The 22024-nt window shown below is 58.1% G+C and carries 18 protein-coding genes; 8 read left to right on the top strand and 10 right to left on the bottom strand.

Going from position 1 to position 22024, the window contains the following annotated elements:
- The first annotated feature begins 192 nt into the window (after positions 1–192).
- Entirely contained in the window at positions 193–732 is a 540-nt protein-coding gene (locus AB6V08_RS03075) for a glycine zipper 2TM domain-containing protein (protein ID WP_368541260.1), read from the top strand.
- Between the two features lie 60 nt (positions 733–792).
- Here AB6V08_RS03075 and AB6V08_RS03070 read toward each other — a convergent pair whose 3' ends face one another.
- Together AB6V08_RS03070 and AB6V08_RS03065 are read right to left on the bottom strand one after the other, a co-directional pair.
- Positions 793–2988, bottom strand: a complete 2196-nt coding sequence (locus AB6V08_RS03070) for a TonB-dependent siderophore receptor (protein ID WP_368541259.1) — start codon at positions 2986–2988, stop codon at positions 793–795.
- Between the two features lie 178 nt (positions 2989–3166).
- A complete protein-coding gene (locus tag AB6V08_RS03065; protein ID WP_368541258.1) occupies positions 3167–3802 on the bottom strand; it encodes a TetR/AcrR family transcriptional regulator in 636 nt (211 codons plus the stop codon).
- Positions 3803–4046: 244 nt separating this feature from the next.
- Here AB6V08_RS03065 and bhsA point away from each other — a divergent pair, with 244 nt between their 5' ends.
- Positions 4047–4304, top strand: coding sequence for a multiple stress resistance protein BhsA (gene bhsA / locus AB6V08_RS03060; protein WP_368541257.1), 258 nt, complete (start codon positions 4047–4049; stop codon positions 4302–4304).
- Between the two features lie 83 nt (positions 4305–4387).
- Here bhsA and ldtC read toward each other — a convergent pair whose 3' ends face one another.
- The 3 genes from ldtC to AB6V08_RS03045 all read right to left on the bottom strand — a co-directional run bounded on the left by ldtC (position 4388) and on the right by AB6V08_RS03045 (position 10163).
- Positions 4388–5353 (bottom strand): L,D-transpeptidase LdtC, encoded by a 966-nt coding sequence (gene ldtC, locus AB6V08_RS03055; protein WP_368541256.1) that lies wholly within the window; start codon positions 5351–5353, stop codon positions 4388–4390.
- A 145-nt stretch (positions 5354–5498) separates the two neighbouring features.
- Positions 5499–8945: a transcription-repair coupling factor gene (gene mfd, locus AB6V08_RS03050; RefSeq protein WP_368541255.1), complete on the bottom strand. Its 3447-nt coding sequence runs from the start codon at positions 8943–8945 to the stop codon at positions 5499–5501.
- A 144-nt stretch (positions 8946–9089) separates the two neighbouring features.
- Positions 9090–10163, bottom strand: a complete 1074-nt coding sequence (locus tag AB6V08_RS03045; protein ID WP_368541254.1) for an acyltransferase family protein — start codon at positions 10161–10163, stop codon at positions 9090–9092.
- 257 nt (positions 10164–10420) lie between these two features.
- On the opposite strand from AB6V08_RS03045, the gene lolC reads away from it, so the two are divergent.
- From lolC to cobB, 5 genes are read left to right on the top strand one after another with little or no spacing between them, the layout of a single operon-like run.
- Positions 10421–11620: a lipoprotein-releasing ABC transporter permease subunit LolC gene (gene lolC / locus AB6V08_RS03040; protein ID WP_368541252.1), complete on the top strand. Its 1200-nt coding sequence runs from the start codon at positions 10421–10423 to the stop codon at positions 11618–11620.
- Positions 11613–12314, top strand: coding sequence for a lipoprotein-releasing ABC transporter ATP-binding protein LolD (gene lolD / locus AB6V08_RS03035; protein WP_368541251.1), 702 nt, complete (start codon positions 11613–11615; stop codon positions 12312–12314). Before lolC ends, lolD begins: the two co-directional genes overlap by 8 nt.
- A complete protein-coding gene (gene lolE, locus AB6V08_RS03030; RefSeq protein ID WP_368541250.1) occupies positions 12314–13558 on the top strand; it encodes a lipoprotein-releasing ABC transporter permease subunit LolE in 1245 nt (414 codons plus the stop codon). Before lolD ends, lolE begins: the two co-directional genes overlap by 1 nt.
- A gap of 54 nt (positions 13559–13612) precedes the next feature.
- Positions 13613–14524: an N-acetylglucosamine kinase gene (gene nagK / locus AB6V08_RS03025; protein ID WP_368541249.1), complete on the top strand. Its 912-nt coding sequence runs from the start codon at positions 13613–13615 to the stop codon at positions 14522–14524.
- A 14-nt stretch (positions 14525–14538) separates the two neighbouring features.
- Positions 14539–15360 carry a Sir2 family NAD+-dependent deacetylase gene (cobB, locus tag AB6V08_RS03020; RefSeq protein ID WP_368541248.1) on the top strand — a complete coding sequence of 274 codons (822 nt, stop codon included), beginning with the start codon at positions 14539–14541 and terminating at the stop codon, positions 15358–15360.
- A gap of 96 nt (positions 15361–15456) precedes the next feature.
- Here cobB and potD read toward each other — a convergent pair whose 3' ends face one another.
- The 4 genes from potD to potA are packed head-to-tail and all read right to left on the bottom strand — an operon-like array spanning position 15457 to position 19235.
- Positions 15457–16491 (bottom strand): spermidine/putrescine ABC transporter substrate-binding protein PotD, encoded by a 1035-nt coding sequence (gene potD, locus AB6V08_RS03015; RefSeq protein WP_368541246.1) that lies wholly within the window; start codon positions 16489–16491, stop codon positions 15457–15459.
- Entirely contained in the window at positions 16488–17279 is a 792-nt protein-coding gene (gene potC, locus AB6V08_RS03010; RefSeq protein ID WP_368541244.1) for a spermidine/putrescine ABC transporter permease PotC, read from the bottom strand. The genes potD and potC overlap by 4 nt, the downstream gene beginning before the upstream one ends.
- Positions 17276–18133, bottom strand: coding sequence for a spermidine/putrescine ABC transporter permease PotB (gene potB / locus AB6V08_RS03005; RefSeq protein WP_368541243.1), 858 nt, complete (start codon positions 18131–18133; stop codon positions 17276–17278). Before potB ends, potC begins: the two co-directional genes overlap by 4 nt.
- Entirely contained in the window at positions 18117–19235 is a 1119-nt protein-coding gene (potA, locus tag AB6V08_RS03000; protein ID WP_368541241.1) for a spermidine/putrescine ABC transporter ATP-binding protein PotA, read from the bottom strand. Before potA ends, potB begins: the two co-directional genes overlap by 17 nt.
- 267 nt (positions 19236–19502) lie before the next feature.
- Between potA and pepT the strand changes: the two genes are divergently transcribed.
- Positions 19503–20726, top strand: a complete 1224-nt coding sequence (gene pepT, locus AB6V08_RS02995) for a peptidase T (protein ID WP_368541240.1) — start codon at positions 19503–19505, stop codon at positions 20724–20726.
- A gap of 95 nt (positions 20727–20821) precedes the next feature.
- Here pepT and AB6V08_RS02990 read toward each other — a convergent pair whose 3' ends face one another.
- Entirely contained in the window at positions 20822–21943 is a 1122-nt protein-coding gene (locus AB6V08_RS02990) for a ribosomal protein uL16 3-hydroxylase (RefSeq protein ID WP_368541238.1), read from the bottom strand.
- Between the last annotated feature and the right edge of the window lie 81 nt (positions 21944–22024).

Below are 22024 nucleotides of genomic sequence, written 5' to 3'. Positions count from 1 at the left end.
TCCTCTCATCCCTCCGGGCTTCCGGAGGGATTTTTAGCATATCATGCTGTCAATCCCCCTTCTGGACGCTTAAGAGTTCTCTTAAATACGATATAGCCCCCTTTGACGACATTTTTTTGATCCTTTATCTGATTGGCGAGTCTTCTTCTTCATTGCAAAATTGTTACCAATAGCAACAAAGGAGGAAGTCCCGTGAATAAATCAATGTTGGCGGGTATAGGGATTGGCGTTGCAGCCGCGTTAGGTGTGGCTGCGGTTGCCAGTCTCAACGTACTTGATCGCGGCCCGCAGTATGCGCAGGTTGTTTCAGCAACTCCCATTAAAGAATCCGTCAAAACCCCTCGTCAGGAGTGCCGAAACGTGGCGGTAACCCATCGCCGTCCGGTACAGGACGAAAACCGTATCGCCGGCTCCGTGCTGGGCGCGGTGGCCGGTGGGGTGATTGGTCATCAGTTTGGCGGCGGTCGTGGTAAAGACGTGGCGACGGTGGTCGGTGCGCTGGGCGGCGGTTACGCAGGTAACCAGGTTCAGGGCGCGATGCAGGATAACGACACCTACACCACCACGCAGCAGCGCTGTAAAACCGTTTACGACAAGTCAGAGAAAATGCTCGGCTATGACGTAACGTACAAAATCGGCGATCAGCAGGGCAAAATCCGCATGGATAAAGACCCGGGCACGCAAATTCCGCTGGACAGCAACGGTCAGCTGGTTCTCAACAACAAAGTGTAAAAAAGATGTTCTCTTGATTTAGCTCCTCACGCGCTCAGGCTGAGGAGCTTTTTTTTGCGCTTAGAATGTCAGCGCGTAGTTCAGGCCGAAAGTACGCCCGCGCCCCTTGTACTCATACAGCGCGGCGTTGCCGTAGGTTGGGCTGTAGAGCAGCGGCGCGCGCTGGCCCCAGACGGTGGTGTACTGTTTATCCAGCAGGTTCTCGATGCTAAACGACAGCTTGCCCAGCGGCAGCTGATAGCTGCTGAGGAAATCCACCGTGTTGTAGCCGTCAATCCTGTTGCCCGCCGCGTCGCTTAGATCGAAGGTTTGCTGCGTCTGGACGCGCAGCGACCACGGCTCCGGCGCCCAGCCCACGTAAGCGGTGGCTTTAGACGGCGAGGCCTGCGTTACGTCCCATTTCTCCCACGAGCCGTTGGTCTTAATTTCCGATTTCAGGACGTTAACGTTCCCCCCGAGGCTCCAGTCGCTTTCAGGGATAAAGTAATCCACCGCGCCTTCCACGCCGTAAATGCGGCGCTCCTGCGGGTTCACGTCGATGGTCATGTCGCTGCGGTTGATGTCGATAGACTTATCCGACATCGAGTAGTAGGCCGCAATCTGGGTGCGCAGGCTGTTGCCGGTGTAGCGCCAGCCCAGCTCGTAAGAATCTACCTTGATCCCTTCCAGCTTCGCATCGTTCGGGTTGACGCTTTTGATCAGCGCCAGATGGCCCTGCGAATCGGCGGCGCGGTAAGAGCCGTTGCCGTAATACTTGCCCGGATCCGGCAGCTCGACGCCCTGCGAGAAGTTGAACCACATCTGCTGACGCTCGGTAATGTGCGCGAGGATCCCGGCGTTGAACAGCACGTTGTCATAATCCGTTTTGCCGCCCGGGATCGCATCCGCCGAGGTGGCTTTACCGTTGGCGATGGCCTGCTGCTGGGCATAGCCCACAAAGTCATCCACGCGGTTTTCAGTCCACTGGTAGCGAACGCCGCCGCTCAGGGTGAAGACGTCGTTGATGTCGTAGCTGTTTTGCAGGAACGGCGCGACGTTGGTGATGCTGTAGCCCGGATAGCGCCCGGTGCTGTAGATGGCGTGGTTATTCATCCCGCCGGACGGCACCGAGTTCGCCAGGTCGAAGAACATCTGGTTAGAGTCGAAGGTTTCGTGGTCGGCATCCAGGCCCCAGGTTACCTGCCAGCCGTCCAGCGGCGAGCTGTTAAGCGTCAGCTTGGCGCCGTACTGATCGGTGTTCTGCTCGGAGGCGGCAAAGCTGGTGACGTTTTTGTTTTTATCCACCGTCGGGAACGGGTAGAAGCGCAGGGATTCGTCGCGATAGTAAATTTGCCCGACCAGCTCCTGTCCCCAGAAGTCCGAATCGGAATATTGCAGGCTGATGAGGTGGCGTTCGGTGCCGGGAATACGGTCAGAGCTGAACCCGCTGCGGGTGCGGGCGGTGCCGCTGCCAGTGACCGCGCTCATGTTTTTATCGAGATACAGCCCGTAATCGTCGTCGCCCTGGCTTTTGTAATACTGGGTCACGACCTGCAGCTGGCGCGTGTCGTCGATCTCAATGGTGCCGGTGCCCATCACGTCCAGGCGGTCGGAATGCTGCAGGCCCGTCTGGGTATTGTCGAAGGTGAGGGCGTCGCCGTTGCCGTCGTACCAGCCGCCGAAGCGCTGATAGGCCACGGAAAGGCGGCCGGAGGCATGTTCGTTCCCGCCGCTGACCGCGGTCGCCACGCGCTCGTCGCGATCGTCACTGTTGTTAAAGCCGGTTTTGCCGCCCAGCTCCAGGTCAACCTGGGTTTCGGGCTGGCCCTTTTTGGTCACGATGTTGATCAGGCCGCCGGTACTGCCGCCGCCGTAGAGCGCCGTCGAGCCGGAAATGACTTCGATGTGTTCGATGTTAAACGGGTCAATGGCGTCAAGCTGGCGGCTGTCGGTGCGCGAGGAGTTCAGGCGCACCCCGTCAATCAACACCACGATCGCGCGCCCGCGCATGTTCATCCCATAGTTGGTTCGCCCCTGGCTGCTGACGTCCATCCCCGGAATGAGCTGTCCGAGAATGTCCTTGAACTCTTTGCCGCCCTGAACCTGCTGTTCGATCTCCTGGCCTTCAATAATCCAGGTGGTTTGCGCCATTTCCGCCACGGTGCGATGGCTGCGGTTAGCGCTGACAACGAGGTTTTCTTCATTGGTTTGTTCGGCATAAAGCGGCATCGCGATCGCGAGCAGCACAGGGTTGAGCACCCAGAGGCTCTTCTTCATCATCATTCCTTATTGAGCGTTGGCTCTTTTTATTGGCAGGCTGGTAAAAAGCTAAAAAAATTAAATGCGAATAATGAAGATAATAAATCTCATTATCAACCTCATAAATTTGAGGGGGTTAACGAGCATTTAGAAGAGGGGGAGAAAAGCATAAGGGGCGGCGCACCGCCCCTGGGGATCAGAGTTTCAGCAGTTCAGGCCACAGGCGCAGCGTGGTGTGCGTGATGCCCTGCAGTTTTTCCAGGCTCGCCCCTTCGCGGGCGCTGATCGACATCCCCTGCAGGATGCAGCTCAGGTATTGCGACAGCGCCTGCGGATGGCACCCGGCAGGCAGCTCGCCGCGGCGCTGGCGCTCGGTCAGAAAGGCGCAAAGCGTCTCTTCCTGCATCGCATGACGCGATTTGACAGTGTTGGCGATCTCTTTCGACGAGGCCGCGAGGGTGGCGGAGGTGTTAATCATAAAACAGCCCGCCGGGGTGTCTTTGCTGGTAAAGCAGGTGGCGACGGCGGTGAAATAGTCCTCCAGCGCCTGCTCCACCGTTTTTTCTTCACAGAAAAGCTGGGCTTCGTGCTTCGCCGCGAAGCGCGAGATGTATCTGTCCAGCACCGCTCTGAACAGCCCCTCTTTGTTGGTGAACTCTGCGTACAGCGTAGGTGCTTTTGCCCCTGTCGCCTCCACTAAATCGGAGAGCGAGGTGGCTTCGTACCCGTGCTGCCAGAAGAGCGTCATGGCCTTATCGAGCGCCGCTTCCCTGTCGAACACTTTTGGTCGGCCACGGCTTTTCTTTGCGCAACTCGTGACATCGGTTGTCATTTGCCGTTGGTCCTCAGTTGGTTTGTTGAACGATCATTATAAAAATTATAGTGAGCCACGACCAGCGCTGATTGCGCAAAAATAAATTATTCATATGGGTATGAAATTTAAGGGAAATAAAAATAATTTAACGACCGTTATAAAATTAGGTTGACGCGTGACCTGGATCACACTTATGATTTACCTATCGATCGTTAAGTAAATGACTAACGACCCCTAATTCATCTGCCTAAAGGTAAAAATCATGAAAAACGTAAAAACCCTGATCGCTGCCGCTGTACTGAGCTCACTCTCTTTCGCAAGCTTCGCTGCTGTTGAAGTGCAATCCACTCCGGCTGACCAGCATAAGGTCGGTACTATCTCTGCAACCGCTGGCACCAACCTGGGCTCACTGGAAGACCAGCTGGCGCAAAAAGCTGACGAGATGGGCGCGAAATCTTTCCGCATCACCTCTGTGACCGGTCCTAACACCCTCCACGGGACTGCGGTCATCTACAAATAAGCCCTGCATAAACCCTCATTTATGTATGCCACTGCAATAAAAAACGCCCCGCATCGCTGCGGGGCGTTTTCTTTTGTGCGGCGCTACAGCGTCTGCTGCGCCACGTCCTGATGGCGGGTGACGTCAATCGGCATTCCCGACCGCGCCTCCATGGCCCGCTCCATCACCAGCCCATCCGTACCCACGTTCGTTTTAAAGCTCACCATCTCCGCGTTCAGGTTAATCGGCAACGTCTGCGGATCGTCGCCAATGTTCTTCGACAGCGGCTGGTGAATTTCCACCAGGCGTATGCCGCCCGGCTCTACGGACGCCTTGATCGGCGTATTGATGATGTTCACTTTGGTGCCCGGGGTAATCACGCTGTACAGCGTTTTGATGTCGTCATCGCGCAGGCGAATACAGCCTGAGCTGACGCGCATCCCGATACCAAAATCGGCGTTGGTTCCGTGCAGTAAATACACGCCACCGTAGGCGGCAAGGCGGATCGCGTGATGCCCCATCGGGTTATCCGGCCCTGCGGGCACCACCGCCGGCAGCTCAATACCCTGCGCTTTGTAGCGCGCGCGAATATTGGCCGTTGGCGTCCAGGTCGGGTTGGCGCGCTTGTCCGACACGGTCGTGACCATCGTCGGCGTCAGCGTATCGCCCCCCAGCTGGCCGATGCCGATCGGGTAGACGGTTACTTCGTTTTTGCCCGGCGGGTAGTAGTAAAGGCGCAGCTCGGCGAGGTTAATCACAATCCCTTCCCGCGGCGCATCCGGCAGCAGGGTTTGCAGCGGAATCGTCAACACGCTGCCCGCACGGGGAACGTAAGGATCTACCCCGGGGTTGGCCTGCAGGAGCGCCAGGAAACCGACGTTATATTTTTTGGCGATCGCTTCCAGCGACCCCCCGTTATTTTCCACAACGTGAAAGCGGTTTTCCCCCACCAGGCGGCTGCCAGAAGGGGGGAGAGGCCAGGTATTAGCCCGCGCCGGAAGCGCGATGGCCACCGCTGCCGCGAGGGCAAACAGGGTTATCCAGCGGGTAAAACGCGAAGAGGTCATCATCACTATAATCCATATAAATGATAAGGTTATTGTTATTCAAAGAGTTAATGATAATTATGGCTAATGGATGTGTCGGGAAATCCAGGGGGTTTGCAAAGAGTTTGTAAATTGTCCCCGGCAGCCGCCGCCGCCGGGGAGGGGCAGGTTACGCGACCGCGTTTTCTTCCAGCTGGCGCATAAAGTTACGCACCCAGTCCATGCGCGTTTTGCGCTCGGTCAGCTCCTGGGTGAACTTCAGGCGCGTCGGCCCGTCCAGGCGGAAGTGCTGAGGCTGCTTTTGCAGCAGGCCAATCAGCCACATCGGGTTAACGTGGTTCTTCTCGGCGAACTCAATCATGCCGCCTTTTTCATTGCCTTCCAGCTTGCGGATCCCCAGCTTCTGCGCCTGCTGGCGCAGCCGGGCGATATCGAGCAGGTTGCGCGCCGCGTCCGGCAGCAGGCCAAAGCGGTCAATCAGCTCCACCTTGATCTCCTCCAGCTCGTTTTCGTTTTTCGCGCTGGCAATGCGCTTGTAGAACGACAGGCGCGTATTCACGTCCGGAATAAAATCGTCCGGCAGCAGGGACGGCATCCGCAGCTCCACCTCGGTCTGCTGGCTGGTTAAATCCTCAAGAGACGGCTCGCGCCCGGCCTTCAGCGCATCCACGGCGTTTTCCAGCAGCTCCATGTACAGCGAGAAGCCGATGGTCTCCATCGAGCCGCTCTGGTCTTCACCGAGCAGCTCCCCGGCGCCGCGGATCTCGAGATCGTGCGTCGCCAGCGCAAAGCCCGCGCCGAGATCTTCCAGCGAAGCAATCGCCTCCAGACGCTTTTGCGCGTCGGTGGTCATCGCCTTCGGATGCGGCGTCAGCAGCCAGGCGTAGGCCTGGTGGTGTGAACGCCCGACGCGCCCGCGAAGCTGGTGCAGCTGCGCCAGGCCGAAGTGGTCCGCGCGCTCAATGATGATGGTGTTCGCCGTTGGAATGTCGATCCCGGTTTCTATGATGGTGGTACACACCAGCACGTTGAAGCGCTGGTGGTGGAAATCATTCATCACCCGCTCCAGCTCGCGCTCGCGCATCTGCCCGTGGCCGATGGCGATCCGCGCTTCCGGCACCAGCTCCGCCAGCCTGTCCGCCGCCTTCTGGATGTTTTCGACGTCGTTATAGAGATAGTAAACCTGCCCGCCGCGCAGCACTTCGCGCAGGATGGCCTCGCGCACCACCAGGTTGTCGTACTCGCGCACGAAGGTTTTCACCGCCAGACGGCGCGCCGGCGGCGTGGCGATGATCGACAGGTCGCGCATTCCGCTCATCGCCATGTTCAGGGTGCGCGGAATTGGCGTGGCGGTTAAGGTCAGGATATCGACATCGGAACGCATCGCTTTGATGCGCTCTTTATGGCGCACCCCGAAGCGGTGCTCCTCATCGACAATCAGCAGCCCCAGATCTTTCCACTTCACGTCGCTTTGCAGCAGCTTGTGCGTGCCGATCAGAATATCGATCTTGCCCTCGCTGGCCTGCTCCAGAATTTGCGTCTGCTCTTTGGCGCTGCGAAAACGCGAGAGCATCTCAACGCGCACCGGCCAGTTGGCGAAGCGGTCGCGGAAGTTGTCGTAGTGCTGCTGGGCGAGAAGGGTGGTCGGCACCAGTACCGCCACCTGCTTGTTGTTCTCCACCGCGAGAAACGCGGCGCGCATCGCCACTTCGGTTTTACCGAAGCCAACGTCACCGCACACCAGCCTGTCCATCGCCAGCGGCTGGCACATGTCGCTCAATACCGCGTTGATGGCCTGGGCCTGATCCGGGGTGGTTTCAAACGGGAAGCTGTCGCAGAACAGCTGGTACTGCTCTTTATCATGCTTGAACGCGTAGCCCGTTTTCGCCGCGCGCTGGGCGTAGATATCCAGCAGCTCGGCGGCGACGTCGCGCACTTTTTCCGCCGCTTTCTGCCGCGCGCGCGACCAGGCGTCGCTGCCCAGCTTGTGCAGCGGCGCGTTCTCTTCGGCACCCCCGGCGTAGCGGCTGATCAGATGCAGCGACGACACCGGCACGTAAAGTTTGGCGTCGTTGGCGTAGGTCAGGATCAGGTATTCGCCCTTGATGCCGCCCGCCTCCAGGGTCGTCATTCCCTGATAGCGCCCGACGCCGTGCTCCAGGTGAACGATCGGCTGCCCGGGGTGCAGTTCGGCCAGGTTGCGGATCAGCGTATCCGGGTTGATGGTGCGACGGCTGTCCTGACGACGGCGCGCCACGCGCTCGCCGAGCAGGTCGCTTTCGCAGATCAGCGCCAGATGGTTAAGGGTATCGATAAAGCCGTGTTCGGCCGCTCCAATCATCAGGTAGCGACCGTTTCCGCTGGCTTCGCTCAGGCGCAAAATGCGTTTTGGCGCCACCTTAATACGGCCGAGCAGCTCGCCTAAGGCCTCGCGGCGGCCTTCGCTTTCCACGGAGAAAATCACCGGCCCGGTGAAGGATTCCAGGAACTTGCGCAGGTTATCCAGCGGCGTTTTTTGCTGCGCCTGTACGGACAGGTCGGGCAGCTTCTGGAAAGCAAGGTTGGTGTTGGCGGCCTTATCGGCCAGGGTATCGGTTTTGAGCTGCACGCGCGGCCAGCGCTTGAGCTCGCTGTTTAGCTCGTCGGTGCGCAGCCACAGCTGCTCAGGCGGTAGCAGCGGGCGCATCGGATCCACGCCGCGGTTCTCAAAGCGCGCGCGGGTTTCGCTTTCAAAGCGGCTGGCGCTGGCGTCGATGTCCCCAGTATTCACAATCAGGGTGTTCGCCGGGAAGTAGCTGAACAGCGCGGGCAGCGGCTCGTTAAAGAACAGCGGCTGCCAGTACTCGATCCCCGTCGGCAGCGTCCCTTTGCTGACCTGCTGGTAGATATGCTCGGCGTCGCGCTTCACGTCGAACCGGTCGCGCCACTGGCTGCGGAACAGCTCAATGGCGGTTTTGTCCGTCGGGAACTCATGGGCGGGCAGCAGGTTGATGGATTCAACCTCTTCCAGCGTGCGCTGGGTATCGGCATCGAACACGCGCAGGCTGTCGATTTCATCATCGAAGAAGTCCAGGCGGTAAGGCTGGTGGCTGCCCATCGGATAGAGATCGAGCAGGGCGCCGCGGGTGGCGTATTCGCCGTGCTCCATGACCTGATCCACGTGGCGATAGCCGGCGCTGTCAAGCTGGGCGCGCAGGGCATCGCGGGATAACCGCTGCCCTTTTTTCATCACCAGCGCGTGTCCGTGCAGGTAGCTGTGCGGGCAGACGCGCTGCATTAACGTATTGACCGGAACAATCAATACGCCGCGCTGCATGGACGGCAGCTGGTACAGGGTAGAGAGGCGCGAGGAGATGATCTCCTGATGCGGCGAGAAGCTGTCGTAGGGGAGCGTTTCCCAGTCGGCCAGGCTGAACACCAGGCTGTCGGTAAACTGGCGAACCTCGTCGTGCAGGCGTAGGGCGTTTTGCATATCCTGGGTTACCAGCACCACCGGGCCAGGGTGTCGCTCTGCGATTTCGGCCACCAGCGTGGCGCACGCCGCGCCCGTGAGTTCACCCAGCTGGCGTTGGTCGCCCGCTTTGTTGGGCAAGGAATAACGGTATTGTTCAGGCATGGCTATGTCAGAGTCTCTTATAGGTATACCCAGTATTGGGGCATATCACTGATACGCAATGTCTTTATTATCCTCGATCGTTTTGTATAAGCAAACCGGAACCGCACGGGGAGTAAACTCGCCCCGGGAAGGGCGAGCCTGAGATTAGCGTGCAGCCTGGGTCAGAGGAAGACGGGCAGGCGGGGTGAAGAAAACGTCGCCGAACAGCGCGGTGGAGATCTTGCGCACGCCAAGCCCGAACAGCGTGCAGAGCAGCAGGCTGGCAAACGGGTAGACGAGGATCAGGGTCAGCTCCGCCCAGACCGGCCAGTACGCGGCATTCATTTCGCCGATCAGGAACAGGCTAAATGCCTCAATGAGAATGCGGTGGGTGGTGTAAATGGCGATGGTATTTGAGCCAATAACATTCAGCAGATTGCTGGGTCGCACGGTGTAGCGCTGCTCAATGCTGTAGAAGAGCTTCATGATCAGCAGAATCGACAGCAGGGAGAGCAGCAGCGGAACGTTGGCAAACCACAGCATTACCGAGACCGCGCCAAAGGCGGCAATCGCCAGCCAGTAGCGGCGCAGCGCCATTCCTTTCATCCATTCCATCAGCTGTGCGCCGTACCAGGCGCCGAGGCTGTAGTAAATCACGTTGCGCACCACGCTGTTCATACCCCACCACGGCAGCGGCAGGAAGTTGATGGCAACGCTCGCCAGCGCCAGCAGCACCAGTACGGGGAGCTTCCAGCGGCTTAGCAGTTTGCACAGGGTGAAGTACACCACCAGCGCGTACAGATACCACAGGCTGGTGCTGGCGGTGAGCATCCCCAGAATAAAGTGCGGGATCGAATCGGCATACGCCGCGTTCGAGGAGGTCGCGACCTCACGGTCGGGCGCCAGCCAGTCGTTCAGGTGGCTCAGCGCCTGCCATTGCAGAACGCCCCACAGCGCCAGCACCCACACGATGCTCCAGATCCGTTTGTCGACGCTGGTGCGCCAGTCCACTTCATCAATGTAGCGGCGGATCAAATAGCCCGAGATAAAGAAAAACACCGGCATCCGGAACGGCGCGAGGTAGAGATTAAAGTAGACCCAGCATTTGGCGAGGAGGCCAGACAGCGGGTGCTGAAGCCCGCTGAGGTGCGGATAAAAGGTGATCACCGAGTGGTAAATCACCACCAGGCAGATGCACAACCCTTTTATCTGATTAATCCATAATGCTTTTTGTTTCATCGGGAAACGATACCTGTTTTGCCATAAACGAACGCATAATCCTGCGCGATGGGGCGGGGGATGTAATCGGTAAGAGTCTGTATCAGGACGATTTTCAGAAAAGGTGGAGGCCTCGCTGGGGAAGTTCAGAGAGTAGCATCATGATTTATCTGAATTTTTCGGAAAAATGATTACCAAAGCTTACGGTTTCAGTCATTTACGCTTAGCGGATTCGCTTATATACTCGTGGGTCTGCTATCAGCAAACAGACGGATTTCATGTACCAACCTGTCGCACTCTTCATAGGCTTACGTTACATGCGTGGGCGCGCCGCGGACCGCTTCGGTCGCTTTGTCTCCTGGCTTTCCACTATTGGCATTACGCTTGGCGTGATGGCGCTGGTGACGGTTCTTTCCGTAATGAATGGCTTCGAGCGCGAGCTGCAAAACAATATTCTGGGGCTGATGCCGCAGGCCGTTCTCTCCTCGTCCAACGGTTCCGTTAACCCGCAACAGCTGCCGGAAAGCGCGGCGAAGTTACAGGGTGTCACACGCGTTGCGCCGTTAACCACGGGTGATGTGGTGCTGCAAAGCGCCCGCAGCGTGGCGGTGGGCGTGATGCTGGGGATTGACCCGGCGCAGAACGATCCGCTGACCCCGTATCTGGTCAACGTCAAACAGAGCGATCTGGCTCCCGGGCAATACAACGTGATCCTCGGCGAGCAGCTTGCCGGGCAGCTTGGCGTCAACCGTGGCGATCAGCTGCGCGTGATGGTGCCGTCTGCCAGCCAGTTTACGCCAATGGGCCGCCTGCCAAGCCAGCGTCTGTTCAACGTGATTGGCACCTTTGCCGCCAACAGCGAAGTGGATGGCTACCAGATGCTGGTGAACATTCAGGACGCCTCGCGCCTGATGCGCTACCCGGCGGGCAATATCACCGGCTGGCGTCTGTGGCTTAACGAGCCGCTGAAGGTCGACACCCTCAGCCAGCAAACGCTGCCGGAAGGCACTAAATGGCAGGACTGGCGCGACCGTAAGGGCGAACTGTTCCAGGCCGTGCGCATGGAAAAGAACATGATGGGGCTGCTGCTCAGCCTGATCGTCGCCGTTGCCGCCTTTAACATCATTACCTCCCTTGGGCTGATGGTGATGGAAAAGCAGGGCGAGGTCGCCATTCTCCAGACCCAGGGGCTGACGCCGCGCCAGATCATGGCGGTGTTTATGGTTCAGGGGGCCAGCGCCGGGATTATCGGTGCGCTGCTGGGCGCCGTGCTGGGGGCGCTGCTTGCCAGCCAGCTGAACAATTTAATGCCAATTATCGGCGCCCTGCTTGATGGCGCGGCGCTGCCGGTCGCCATTGAGCCGCTGCAGGTCATTAGCATTGCGCTGGCTGCGATGGCCATTGCGCTGCTCTCTACGCTTTATCCTTCATGGCGCGCTGCCGCCACTCAACCCGCTGAGGCTTTACGTTATGAATAAGATCCTGTTGCAATGCGACAACCTGTCCAAACGCTATCAGGAAGGCAATGTGCAGACCGACGTGCTGCACAATGTGAGTTTTAGCGTGGGCGAAGGCGAAATGATGGCAATCCTCGGCAGCTCCGGCTCCGGGAAAAGCACCTTGCTGCACCTGCTGGGCGGGCTGGATACGCCAACGGAAGGGGACGTGATCTTCTCCGGACAGCCAATGAGCAAAATGTCCTCCGCGGCGAAGGCCGAGCTGCGTAACCGCGAGCTGGGCTTTATCTATCAGTTCCACCACCTGCTGCCGGACTTCACGGCGCTGGAAAACGTGGCGATGCCGCTGCTGATTGGCAAAAAGAAACCGGCTGAAATTAACGCCCGCGCCAGCGCGATGCTCAACGCCGTGGGGCTGGGGCACCGCGGGAATCACCGTCCGTCTGAACTTTCCGGCGGCGAGCGTCAGCGCGTGGCGATTGCCCGTGCGCTGGTCAATAACCCGCGTCTGGTGCTGGCGGATGAACCGACCGGTAACCTCGACGCGCGCAACGCCGACAGCATTTTCGAGCTTCTGGGCGAGCTTAACGCGTCGCAGGGCACCGCATTTCTGGTGGTGACGCACGATCTGAAACTGGCGAAACGCATGGGGCGTCAGCTTGAAATGCGTGACGGTCATCTGAACGCCGAACTGACGCTGATGGGAGCGGAGTAATGGATTCACCGTTATCGTTACTCATCGGATTACGCTTTAGCCGCGGCCGCCGTCGCGGCGGTATGGTATCGCTGATCTCGGTCATTTCCACCGTGGGGATCGCCCTGGGCGTGGCGGTACTGATCGTAGGCTTAAGCGCCATGAACGGCTTCGAGCGCGAGTTGAACAACCGTATTCTGGCGGTGGTGCCGCACGGCGAAATCGAGCCGGTGAACCAGCCGTGGACGAACTGGAGCGACGCGCTTAACAAGGTTGAAAAAGTGCCAGGCATCGTGGCCGCCGCGCCTTACATCAACTTTACCGGGCTGGTGGAGAGCGGGGTGAACCTGCGCGCCATTCAGGTGAAAGGGGTCAACCCGCAGCAGGAAGCGCGCCTGAGCGCCCTGCCGAAGTACGTGCAGAACGGCGCGTGGGACAGCTTTAAGCCCGGCGAGCAGCAGATCATCATCGGTAAAGGCGTGGCCGACGCGCTGAAGGTGAAGCAGGGCGACTGGGTGTCGATCATGATCCCGAACGCCAGCGCCGATCACAAATTACAGCAGCCGAAGCGCGTGCGCCTGCACGTGACGGGTATTCTTCAGCTGAGCGGCCAGCTCGACCACAGCTTTGCGATGGTGCCGATGGAAGATGCGCGTCAGTATCTGGACATGGGCGACAGCGTGACGGGCATTGCCATCAAGGTGAACGACGTCTTTAACGCCAACAAGCTGGTGCGCGATGCGGGCGGCGTGACCAACAGCTATGTCTACATCAAGAGCTGGATCGGCACGTACGGCTATATGTATCGCGACATCCAGATGATCCGCGCCATTATGTATCTGGCGATGGTGCTGGTGATCGGCGTGGCCTGCTTTAACATCGTCTCTACCCTGGTGATGGCGGTGAAAGACAAGAGCGGCGACATCGCTGTGCTGCGCACCCTCGGGGCGAAAGACGGTCTTATTCGCGCCATCTTCGTCTGGTATGGATTACTGGCCGGGCTGTTCGGCAGCCTGTGCGGCGTGGTGATAGGCGTGGTGGTTTCTTTGCAGCTGACGCCGATTATCAACGTGATTGAAAAGCTTATTGGTCACCAGTTCCTGTCCGGTGATATCTATTTTATCGACTTCCTGCCGTCTGAACTGCACTGGCTGGACGTTGTTTACGTGCTGGTTACAGCACTTTTACTGAGTCTGCTGGCAAGCTGGTATCCGGCGCGTCGCGCTAGCCGAATTGATCCGGCGAGGGTATTAAGTGGCCAGTAATTACGTCATGATTTAGCGGCTTTCGGGCCGCCAAATCAGAAAGAGGAATGCGTTATGTATTATGGATTTGATATTGGCGGCACCAAAATTGCGCTGGGCGTATTTGATGAAAACCTCAAACTACAGTGGGAAACCCGCGTTCCCACCCCGCGCGAAAGCTACGACGAATTCTTAACCGCCATTGCGGCGCTGGTGGCGCAAGCCGACGCGCGCTTTGGCGTGAAAGGCACGGTGGGGATCGGCATCCCCGGGATGCCCGAAACCGACGACGGCACCCTGTACGCCGCCAACGTGCCTGCCGCCAGCGGCAAACCGCTGCGTGCCGACCTGTCCCGACTTCTTGAACGCGACGTGCGTTTAGACAACGATGCCAACTGCTTTGCCCTTTCCGAAGCCTGGGACGACGAGTTCCGCCAGTATCCGCTGGTGATGGGGCTGATCCTCGGCACGGGCGTCGGCGGCGGCATTGTGGTCAACGGCAAGCCCGTTACCGGACGCAGCTACATCACCGGGGAGTTTGGTCACATCCGTCTGCCAGTGGATGCCCTGGACGTGGTGGGGCGTGATTTTCCCCTGACGCGCTGCGGCTGCGGTCAGCACGGCTGCATCGAAAACTATCTCTCTGGCCGCGGGTTTGCGTGGCTATATGAACACTTCTATCATCAGAAACTTGAGGCCCCGCAGATCATTACCCTGTGGGAGCAGGGCGATAAGCAGGCGCGCGAGCACGTTGAGCGTTACCTGGATTTGCTGGCGGTGTGTCTGGGGAATATCCTGACCATTGTCGACCCGGATCTTCTGGTGATTGGGGGCGGGTTATCAAACTTTACTGCGATTACGGAACAGCTGTCCGGGCGTTTGCCCCGACATTTATTGCCGGTCGCCCGCGTGCCGCGTATTGAACGTGCGCGACACGGGGATGCAGGAGGAATGCGCGGAGCCGCCTTCCTTCATCTCACCGATTAGTCTACGAGGTCACTATGCTGTCGCGTCGGTTAGGTCGACTCAGCCGTTTTCGTAAAAATAAACGCCGTCTGCGTGAGCGCTTGCGCCAGCGGATCTTTTTCAGAGACAGGATGATGCCAGAAGCGATGGATAAACCCAGAGTGGTGGTACTGACCGGGGCGGGGATCTCCGCCGAGTCCGGCATTCGCACGTTTCGTGCGGCTGACGGGCTGTGGGAGGAGCATCGGGTCGAAGATGTGGCGACGCCGGAAGGCTTCGCCCGGGACCCGGATCTCGTGCAGGAATTTTACAACGCGCGTCGTCGCCAGCTTCAGCAGGCCGAAGTTGCGCCCAATGCGGCGCATCTGGCGCTGGCGAGGCTGGAAGAGGCGCTGGGAGATCGTTTCCTGCTGGTCACCCAGAACATCGACAATCTGCACGAACGCGCCGGAAACCGCAATATCATTCACATGCACGGCGAGCTGTTAAAGGTGCGCTGCGCGTGGAGCGGTCAGGTGCTGGACTGGACCGACGATGTGCAGCCGGACGACCGCTGCCACTGCTGCCAGTTCCCGTCACGCCTGCGCCCGCACGTGGTGTGGTTCGGTGAAATGCCGCTCGGCATGGACGAGATCTACAGCGCGCTGGCGATGGCGGACGTGTTTATCGCCATTGGCACGTCGGGGCACGTCTATCCTGCGGCGGGGTTTGTACACGAAGCACGGCTGCACGGCGCGCACACGGTGGAGCTGAATCTGGAGCCGAGCCAGGTCGGAAGCGAGTTCGAAGAGAAGCATTACGGGCTGGCGAGCGAAGTGGTGCCGGAGTTCGTGGATAAGCTCTTGAAGGGGCTATGAATTCGTTCGTTATGTAGGCCGGGCAAACGCAGTGCCGCCCGGCGTTTTTGCCCGGTGGCGCTGCGCTTACCGGGCCTACATGTGCGCGGTGTGGAATTAACGACCCGCCTTTAACTTCTGATAATACTCTTCATACAGGCGGCTCGCGTCGCCGACGTCGTTCTGCCACTCGCCTTTATTGATGGTTTCCGCATCGGGATAGAGCGACTTATCGTTGGCCACTTCCGGGCTTAACAGCTTACGCGCCGCCAGGTTTGGCGTCGGATAACCGATGGTTTCAGCCACCTGTTTAGCCACGTCCGGGCGCAGCAGGAAGTTAATCAGCTTCAGCGCGCCGTCAACGTTTTTGGCGTTAGCCGGAATCGACAGGCTGTCCATCCAGAAGATCCCGCCTTCTTTCGGCCAGACCACTTCAAGCGGCGTACCGGCCTGACGCGCAACCCACGCCGAGCCGTTCCAGACCATGCCCAGATTCACTTCCCCTTCCATGTACGGGTTCGCCGGGTTATCCGAGTTGAAGGCCGCCACGTTCGGCATCAGCTTTTTCAGCTCGTTATAGGCGGCTTCAATCTCTTTCGGATCGGTCGAGTTGCCGGAGTAACCCAGCTTGCGCAGCGCCATCTGGAACACTTCGCGCGCGTCGTCGGTCAGCAGCAGGCTGCCTTTGTACTCCGGCTTCCACAGATCCGCCCAGCTGGTCACGGTTTTCGGGTCAATCGCGTCGCTGTTAACCCCAATCGCGGTCGCACCCCAGATGTACGGAATGGAGTAGTCGTTGTTCGGATCGAAAGGTTTGTTGAGCATCTGCGGATCGAGGTTTGAAAAATGAGTGAGCTTCGTTTTGTCGATCTTCTGGATCATGCCCTCTTTGCGCATTTTATCGACGAAATAGGTCGATGGCACCACCAGATCGTAGGCGCCGTCTTTGTAGGTTTTGAGCTTGGCGTACATGGTTTCATTCGATTCATAGGTCGAATAAATCACCTTGATGCCGGTCTCTTTGGTGAACTGCTCCAGCAGGCCAGGCGGCACATACTCCGTCCAGTTGTAGAAATAGAGCGTCTTGCTGTCGTCAGCGTGGGCGGCACCCATTCCGAGCACCAGTGCCGCAGCGGCGAGCATTTTTTTCATTTCATTGTCCCCTGAGATTTTGTTTTATCACGAGCAATAATCTGGCTGGCGATCACCAGAACCAGCGAGAGCACCAACAGAATGGTCGCCAGCGCGTTCACCTCCGGTGACACACCGACTTTCACCATCGAATAGATTTTCAGCGGCAGAATTTCATAGCTCGGCCCGGTCACGAAGGAGGACACCACAACGTCGTCCATCGACAGGGTAAAGCTCAACAGCCACCCGGCCGCCACGGCGGGCATCGCCAGCGGCAGGATGATTTTGCGCAGGATGGTCATCTCGCTGGCACCCAGATCCTTCGCCGCCTCCAGCATCCGCACGTCAAACCCTTTCAGGCGCGAGTACACGGTCACCACCACAAACGGCAGGCAGAAGGTGATGTGGGAGAACAGCAGCGACCAGAACCCAAGCTGCACGCCCAGCAGCATAAACAGCACCAGCAGGGAAATCGCCATCACGATGTCCGGCGACATCATCACCACAAACAGCATTCCGCTGACGAAGGGCTTGCCGCGAAAACGGTAGCGGTAGAGCGCCACGGCGGTCAGCGAGCCAATCAGCGTGGCAAAGGTCGCCGAGAAAATTGCCATCGTCAGCGAGTGCTGCGCCGCCTGGAGCAGGCTGTCGTTGTTCATCAGCAGGCTGTACCACTTTGTCGTAAACCCTTGCCAGCTGATGCCAAAGCGCGAGCTGTTAAACGAGTTCACGATCAAAATGATAATCGGAATATAGAGCCAGGCGTAAATGGCGGTCATAAAACCGCCGCGAAGCAGTCGACCGATCATTCGAGTTCCACCTTTTTATTCAGCAGACGCGATGCGCGCCAGTAGACCAGCAGCATCAGCCCCATCACCACCGTCAGCGTAATGCTGGTGGCCGAGCCGAACGGCCAGTCGCGGATGTTCAGGAACTGGCTCTTGATGACGTTACCAATCAGCAGGTTTTTCGCCCCGCCCATCAGGTCAGACACGTAGAACAGCCCCATTGCCGGGAGCATCACCAGCAGACAGCCGGCGATAATGCCCGGCATCGTCAGCGGAATAATGATGCGGATGAAGGTTTGTAGCCTGCTGGCGCCGAGGTCTTTAGCCGCTTCGAGCAGAGGTTTATCGAGCTTCTCGATGCTGGAGTAGAGCGGCATCACCATGAACGGCAGCAGGATATAGACCAGACCAATAATGACCGCACTGGGGGTAAACATGATGCGCATCGGCGTGTCGATAATGCCCAGCCACAGCAAAAACTCGTTCAGATAGCCCTTGGTGCTGAGGAAAATCTTCAGCCCGTAGATGCGTATCAGCGAGTTGGTCCAGAAGGGAACAATCAGCAGGAACAGCAGCAGAGGGCGCACCTTCCGCGGCAGACGGGCCAGAAACCACGCAAAGGGATAGCCCAGCACCAGGCAGGCGACGGTGGCGATCAGCGCCATGTTCAGCGAGTGCAGCAGCACGTCGAAATAGAGCGGATCGAGCAGGCGCGCGTAGTTGTCCAGCGTAAAGACCAGCTTCACGAAGTTTGCGTCGTCGCGGGTCAGGAAGCTGGTCGCGACGATCATCAGGTTGGGTAAAAAGACAAACAACACAAGCCAACCGACGATCGTGGCAATCACCACCTTCTGGAATTTACTTGTGTTCTTCATCAGCCAGCACAACCTCCCAGCTTTCTACCCAGTTGATAACCATTTTCTGGTCGAGGGAGTGGTCGAAGTCCGGATCGTCCTCGTTAAAGAACTCGCTGACCATCACCATCTTGCCGTTTTCCAGCTCAACCACGGATTCCAGGGTCATCCCTTTATAGTTGCGCTCGCGGATATAGCCGATAAGGCCTTCAACCTCGTCCTGGCCGTGGATCTCATCCACGCGCAGGTCTTCCGGACGCAGCAGGACGTTCAGCTTTTGCCCCTTTTCCACGGCGAAGCTGACGTAAATATTGCATTCGCGGCCTTCGACGCTGGCGCGAACGCGCTGGTCGTCCAGACGCTCAATCACCGTGGCATTGAAGATGTTGATCTCGCCGATAAAGCTCGCAACAAACAGGTTTTTTGGCTCTTCGTAGATTTCGCGCGGGGTGCCGTCCTGCTCGATTTTGCCGTCACGCATCACCACGATGCGGTCGGACATGGTGAGCGCTTCTTCCTGATCGTGGGTAACGAACACGAAGGTGATGCCCAGCTTGCGCTGCAGCGCCTTCAGCTCGTTTTGCATCTGCTTGCGCAGCTTGTAATCCAGCGCCGAGAGGGATTCGTCCAGCAGGAGAAGGCGTGGTTTATTCACCACCGCGCGGGCAATGGCAACGCGCTGCTGCTGACCGCCGGAAAGCTGATGCGGTTTGCGCTGGGCAAATTCTTCCAGCTGCACCATCTTCAGGGCTTCCGTCACGCGGGGTGGGATCTCGCTGGCCGGCGTTTTTTGCATCCGCAGGCCAAACGCCACGTTCTCAAACACGGTCATGTGCGGGAAGAGGGCGTAGCTCTGAAAGACGGTATTAACGTGACGTTCTTCGGCGGGAACCTGGGTGATATCCTGGTTCTCAAGATGGATGTGGCCGTTATCGACGTTTTCCAGCCCGGCGATAAGGCGCAGTACGGTTGTCTTGCCGCAGCCTGAAGGGCCAAGCAGCGTGAGAAACTCACCGTCATTGATGGTCAGGTTGAGATCGGAAATGACCTCTTTGCCATCAAAGCTTTTACGAATTCGTTCCAGTTGCACCAGCGGTGAAAGGGAACGGGGTTGTGTATTCAATTTTTGCGCTGTCCCGTATAGACGCTTCGACTGGCTTACCGAAGCGGGGTTTGTGTGTAACCACCTTGGTGACTCGTAATGAGGGCGGACATTCTACGGCAAACCTACAGAATCGCCAATCCTTGTCACTGATACATAAGCTACATTTATTAACGGGCGACGACATAAACGTAAAATATTCTCGTTTGCGGGATAAAAGTGACCTGACGCAATATTTGCGTTTTGATGCTTATTGATAATGTTGTCACAAAAAGTGAGGGTGACTGCATGGATAAATTACTTGAGCGTTTTTTACAGTACGTATCGCTGGATACCCAATCTAAACCGGGTGTGCGACAGGTGCCAAGCACCGAAGGCCAGTGGAAGCTATTAAACCTGCTGAAAGCGCAACTCGAGGAGTTGGGGCTGGTCAACGTCACGCTAAGCGAGAAAGGCACTGTGATGGGAACGCTGCCTGCGAATGTCGAGGGCGATATTCCGGCGATTGGCTTTATTTCCCATGTCGATACCTCACCGGATTTTAGCGGTAAGCATGTTACTCCCCAGATTGTCGAAAACTACCGCGGCGGCGATATTGCGCTCGGCATTGGCGATGAAGTGCTGTCGCCGGTGATGTTCCCGGTGCTGCATCAGCTGCTGGGGCAGACGCTGATCACCACCGACGGCAGAACCCTGCTCGGCGCCGACGATAAGGCCGGCATCGCGGAGATCATGACCGCGCTGGCGGTGCTGAAAGGTAAAAATATCCCGCATGGCGATATCCGCGTGGCCTTTACGCCAGACGAAGAGGTGGGCAAGGGCGCGAAGCATTTCGACGTTGCAGCCTTTGACGCGCAGTGGGCGTACACCGTTGACGGCGGCGGCGTGGGCGAGCTGGAGTATGAAAACTTCAACGCCGCGTCGGTGACCATCAAAATTGTCGGTAACAACGTGCATCCCGGCTCGGCAAAAGGGGTAATGGTAAACGCGCTGTCGCTGGCAGCCCGCATTCACGCGGAAGTGCCTGCTGAAGAGAGCCCGGAGCAGACGGACGGCTACGAAGGCTTTTACCATCTGACCAGCATTAAAGGTACGGTCGACAGCGCGCAGATGCACTACATCGTTCGCGATTTTGACCGTAAAGCCTTTGAGGCGCGCAAACGTAAGATGATGGAGATCGCCAAGAAGGTCGGCAAAGGGCTGCACCCGGACTGTTACATCGAGCTCATTATCGAAGACAGCTATTACAATATGCGCGAGAAGGTGATGGAGCATCCGCACATTCTCGATATCGCCCAGCAGGCGATGCGCGATTGCGATATCGAACCCCAGCTCAAACCGATCCGCGGCGGCACCGACGGCTCGCAGCTCTCCTTTATGGGACTGCCGTGCCCGAACCTGTTTACCGGTGGCTACAACTACCACGGCAAGCATGAGTTCGTGACCCTCGAAGGGATGGAAAAAGCGGTGAAGGTGATTGTACGGATCGCGGAGCTGACGGCGAAGCGGTAGGGGTTTTAAGCCGGGTGGCGGCTGCGCCTTACCCGGCCTACATATGTGTTTTGTAGGCCCGGTAAGCGAAGCGCCACCGGGCATCTGTTTACAACTCAGTCCTCAAAGAACCAGTACCCGCTGTTCACCAGCGCGGCCAGCATGGCGAGGAAGGACGGATCTTCCAGCGCGTCGCCAAAAATATCGGCGGTCAGCACCATATGTCCGGCAATCGCGTTGAGCGCCGGGCGGTGCGGAGAGTCGAGCTTCTCGCCGTTGACGAACACGTCTTCGCCAATGCGCAACACCCTTAACCCGCCAAGACGAACCAGCTTATCGCCCTGCTGCAGCGCGTCGTAAATCTCGTCGGCCTGATACGGCGGCTCCGGTGGCGCAACGTCCAGCTCGTGACGGGACTGGCTGACAAACTCGCCGAACCACTGTTTGAAATGTTCAGGTTCGTTGATCAGATCCAGCATCATCCCGCGCAGCTTGTCCAGCTCCTGCGGCAGAATGTCGGCAGGGTGTTCGCGCGCCGGAACGTCCGGGTCGCTGTAGCGGTGGCTGCCCAGCTCGCGCTGGAGAACGTAGTCGGCAAAACCGCTGATCATCTCGCGCCCGCTTGGCGCACGGAACCCCACGGAGTAGTTCAGGGAGTTCTCCAGCGAATAGCCTTCGTGCGGGAATCCAGGCGGAATATAGAGAATGTCGCCCGGCTCCAGCTCTTCGTCGATGATCCCTTCAAAAGGATCGACCTGGAGCAGATCGGGATGCGGACAGTGCTGCTTCATCGGCACTTTCTCACCCACGCGCCAGCGGCGGCGGCCCGTGCCCTGAATGATAAACACGTCGTATTGATCCAGGTGCGGGCCAACGCCGCCACCCGGAACCGAGAAGGAGATCATCAGGTCGTCCATGCGCCAGTCGGGCAGGGCGCGGAACGGATGCATCAGCGCGGCGGTAGGCTCGTGCCAGTTATTCACCGCCTGCACCAGTAAAGACCAGTTGTTTTCACCCAGGTGATCGTAGCTTTCGAAGGGGCCGTGGCTGACCTGCCATTTACCGTCCTGATGGCTTACCAGGCGGCTATCGACTTCGCTTTCCATGGCCAGACCGGCCAGTTCGTCAGGGGAGATAGGGTCGACAAAATTCGCAATCCCGCGTTTGAGAACGACCGGGCGCTTTTGCCAGTAACGTTCAATAAATTCGGGCCAGTTAAGTGTTAAGTGATATTCCATTTTTTATATTCCGCAGGCTCTTACTGAAACGGATTATAACGGAAGCAGCAGAGCCTGGGGGCGAGTTCCTCGCATTTTTCA

It is taken from the genome of Enterobacter soli (genome assembly GCF_964208575.1).
Classification (GTDB): domain Bacteria; phylum Pseudomonadota; class Gammaproteobacteria; order Enterobacterales; family Enterobacteriaceae; genus Enterobacter; species Enterobacter soli_A.
This window is presented reverse-complemented; position numbering and strand designations above follow the sequence as displayed.

Coding starts and splice junctions, on each gene's coding strand:
- nagK (WP_368541249.1), top strand. CDS start 13,613: ATGTATTATGGATTTGATATTGGCGGCACCAAAATTGCGCTGGGCGTA.
- AB6V08_RS03065 (WP_368541258.1), bottom strand. CDS start 3,802: ATGACAACCGATGTCACGAGTTGCGCAAAGAAAAGCCGTGGCCGACCA.
- AB6V08_RS02990 (WP_368541238.1), bottom strand. CDS start 21,943: ATGGAATATCACTTAACACTTAACTGGCCCGAATTTATTGAACGTTAC.
- potC (WP_368541244.1), bottom strand. CDS start 17,279: ATGATCGGTCGACTGCTTCGCGGCGGTTTTATGACCGCCATTTACGCC.
- pepT (WP_368541240.1), top strand. CDS start 19,503: ATGGATAAATTACTTGAGCGTTTTTTACAGTACGTATCGCTGGATACC.
- ldtC (WP_368541256.1), bottom strand. CDS start 5,353: ATGATGACCTCTTCGCGTTTTACCCGCTGGATAACCCTGTTTGCCCTC.
- potB (WP_368541243.1), bottom strand. CDS start 18,133: ATGAAGAACACAAGTAAATTCCAGAAGGTGGTGATTGCCACGATCGTC.
- cobB (WP_368541248.1), top strand. CDS start 14,539: ATGCTGTCGCGTCGGTTAGGTCGACTCAGCCGTTTTCGTAAAAATAAA.
- lolD (WP_368541251.1), top strand. CDS start 11,613: ATGAATAAGATCCTGTTGCAATGCGACAACCTGTCCAAACGCTATCAG.
- lolC (WP_368541252.1), top strand. CDS start 10,421: ATGTACCAACCTGTCGCACTCTTCATAGGCTTACGTTACATGCGTGGG.
- lolE (WP_368541250.1), top strand. CDS start 12,314: ATGGATTCACCGTTATCGTTACTCATCGGATTACGCTTTAGCCGCGGC.
- bhsA (WP_368541257.1), top strand. CDS start 4,047: ATGAAAAACGTAAAAACCCTGATCGCTGCCGCTGTACTGAGCTCACTC.
- mfd (WP_368541255.1), bottom strand. CDS start 8,945: ATGCCTGAACAATACCGTTATTCCTTGCCCAACAAAGCGGGCGACCAA.
- AB6V08_RS03070 (WP_368541259.1), bottom strand. CDS start 2,988: ATGAAGAAGAGCCTCTGGGTGCTCAACCCTGTGCTGCTCGCGATCGCG.
- AB6V08_RS03045 (WP_368541254.1), bottom strand. CDS start 10,163: ATGAAACAAAAAGCATTATGGATTAATCAGATAAAAGGGTTGTGCATC.
- potD (WP_368541246.1), bottom strand. CDS start 16,491: ATGAAAAAAATGCTCGCCGCTGCGGCACTGGTGCTCGGAATGGGTGCC.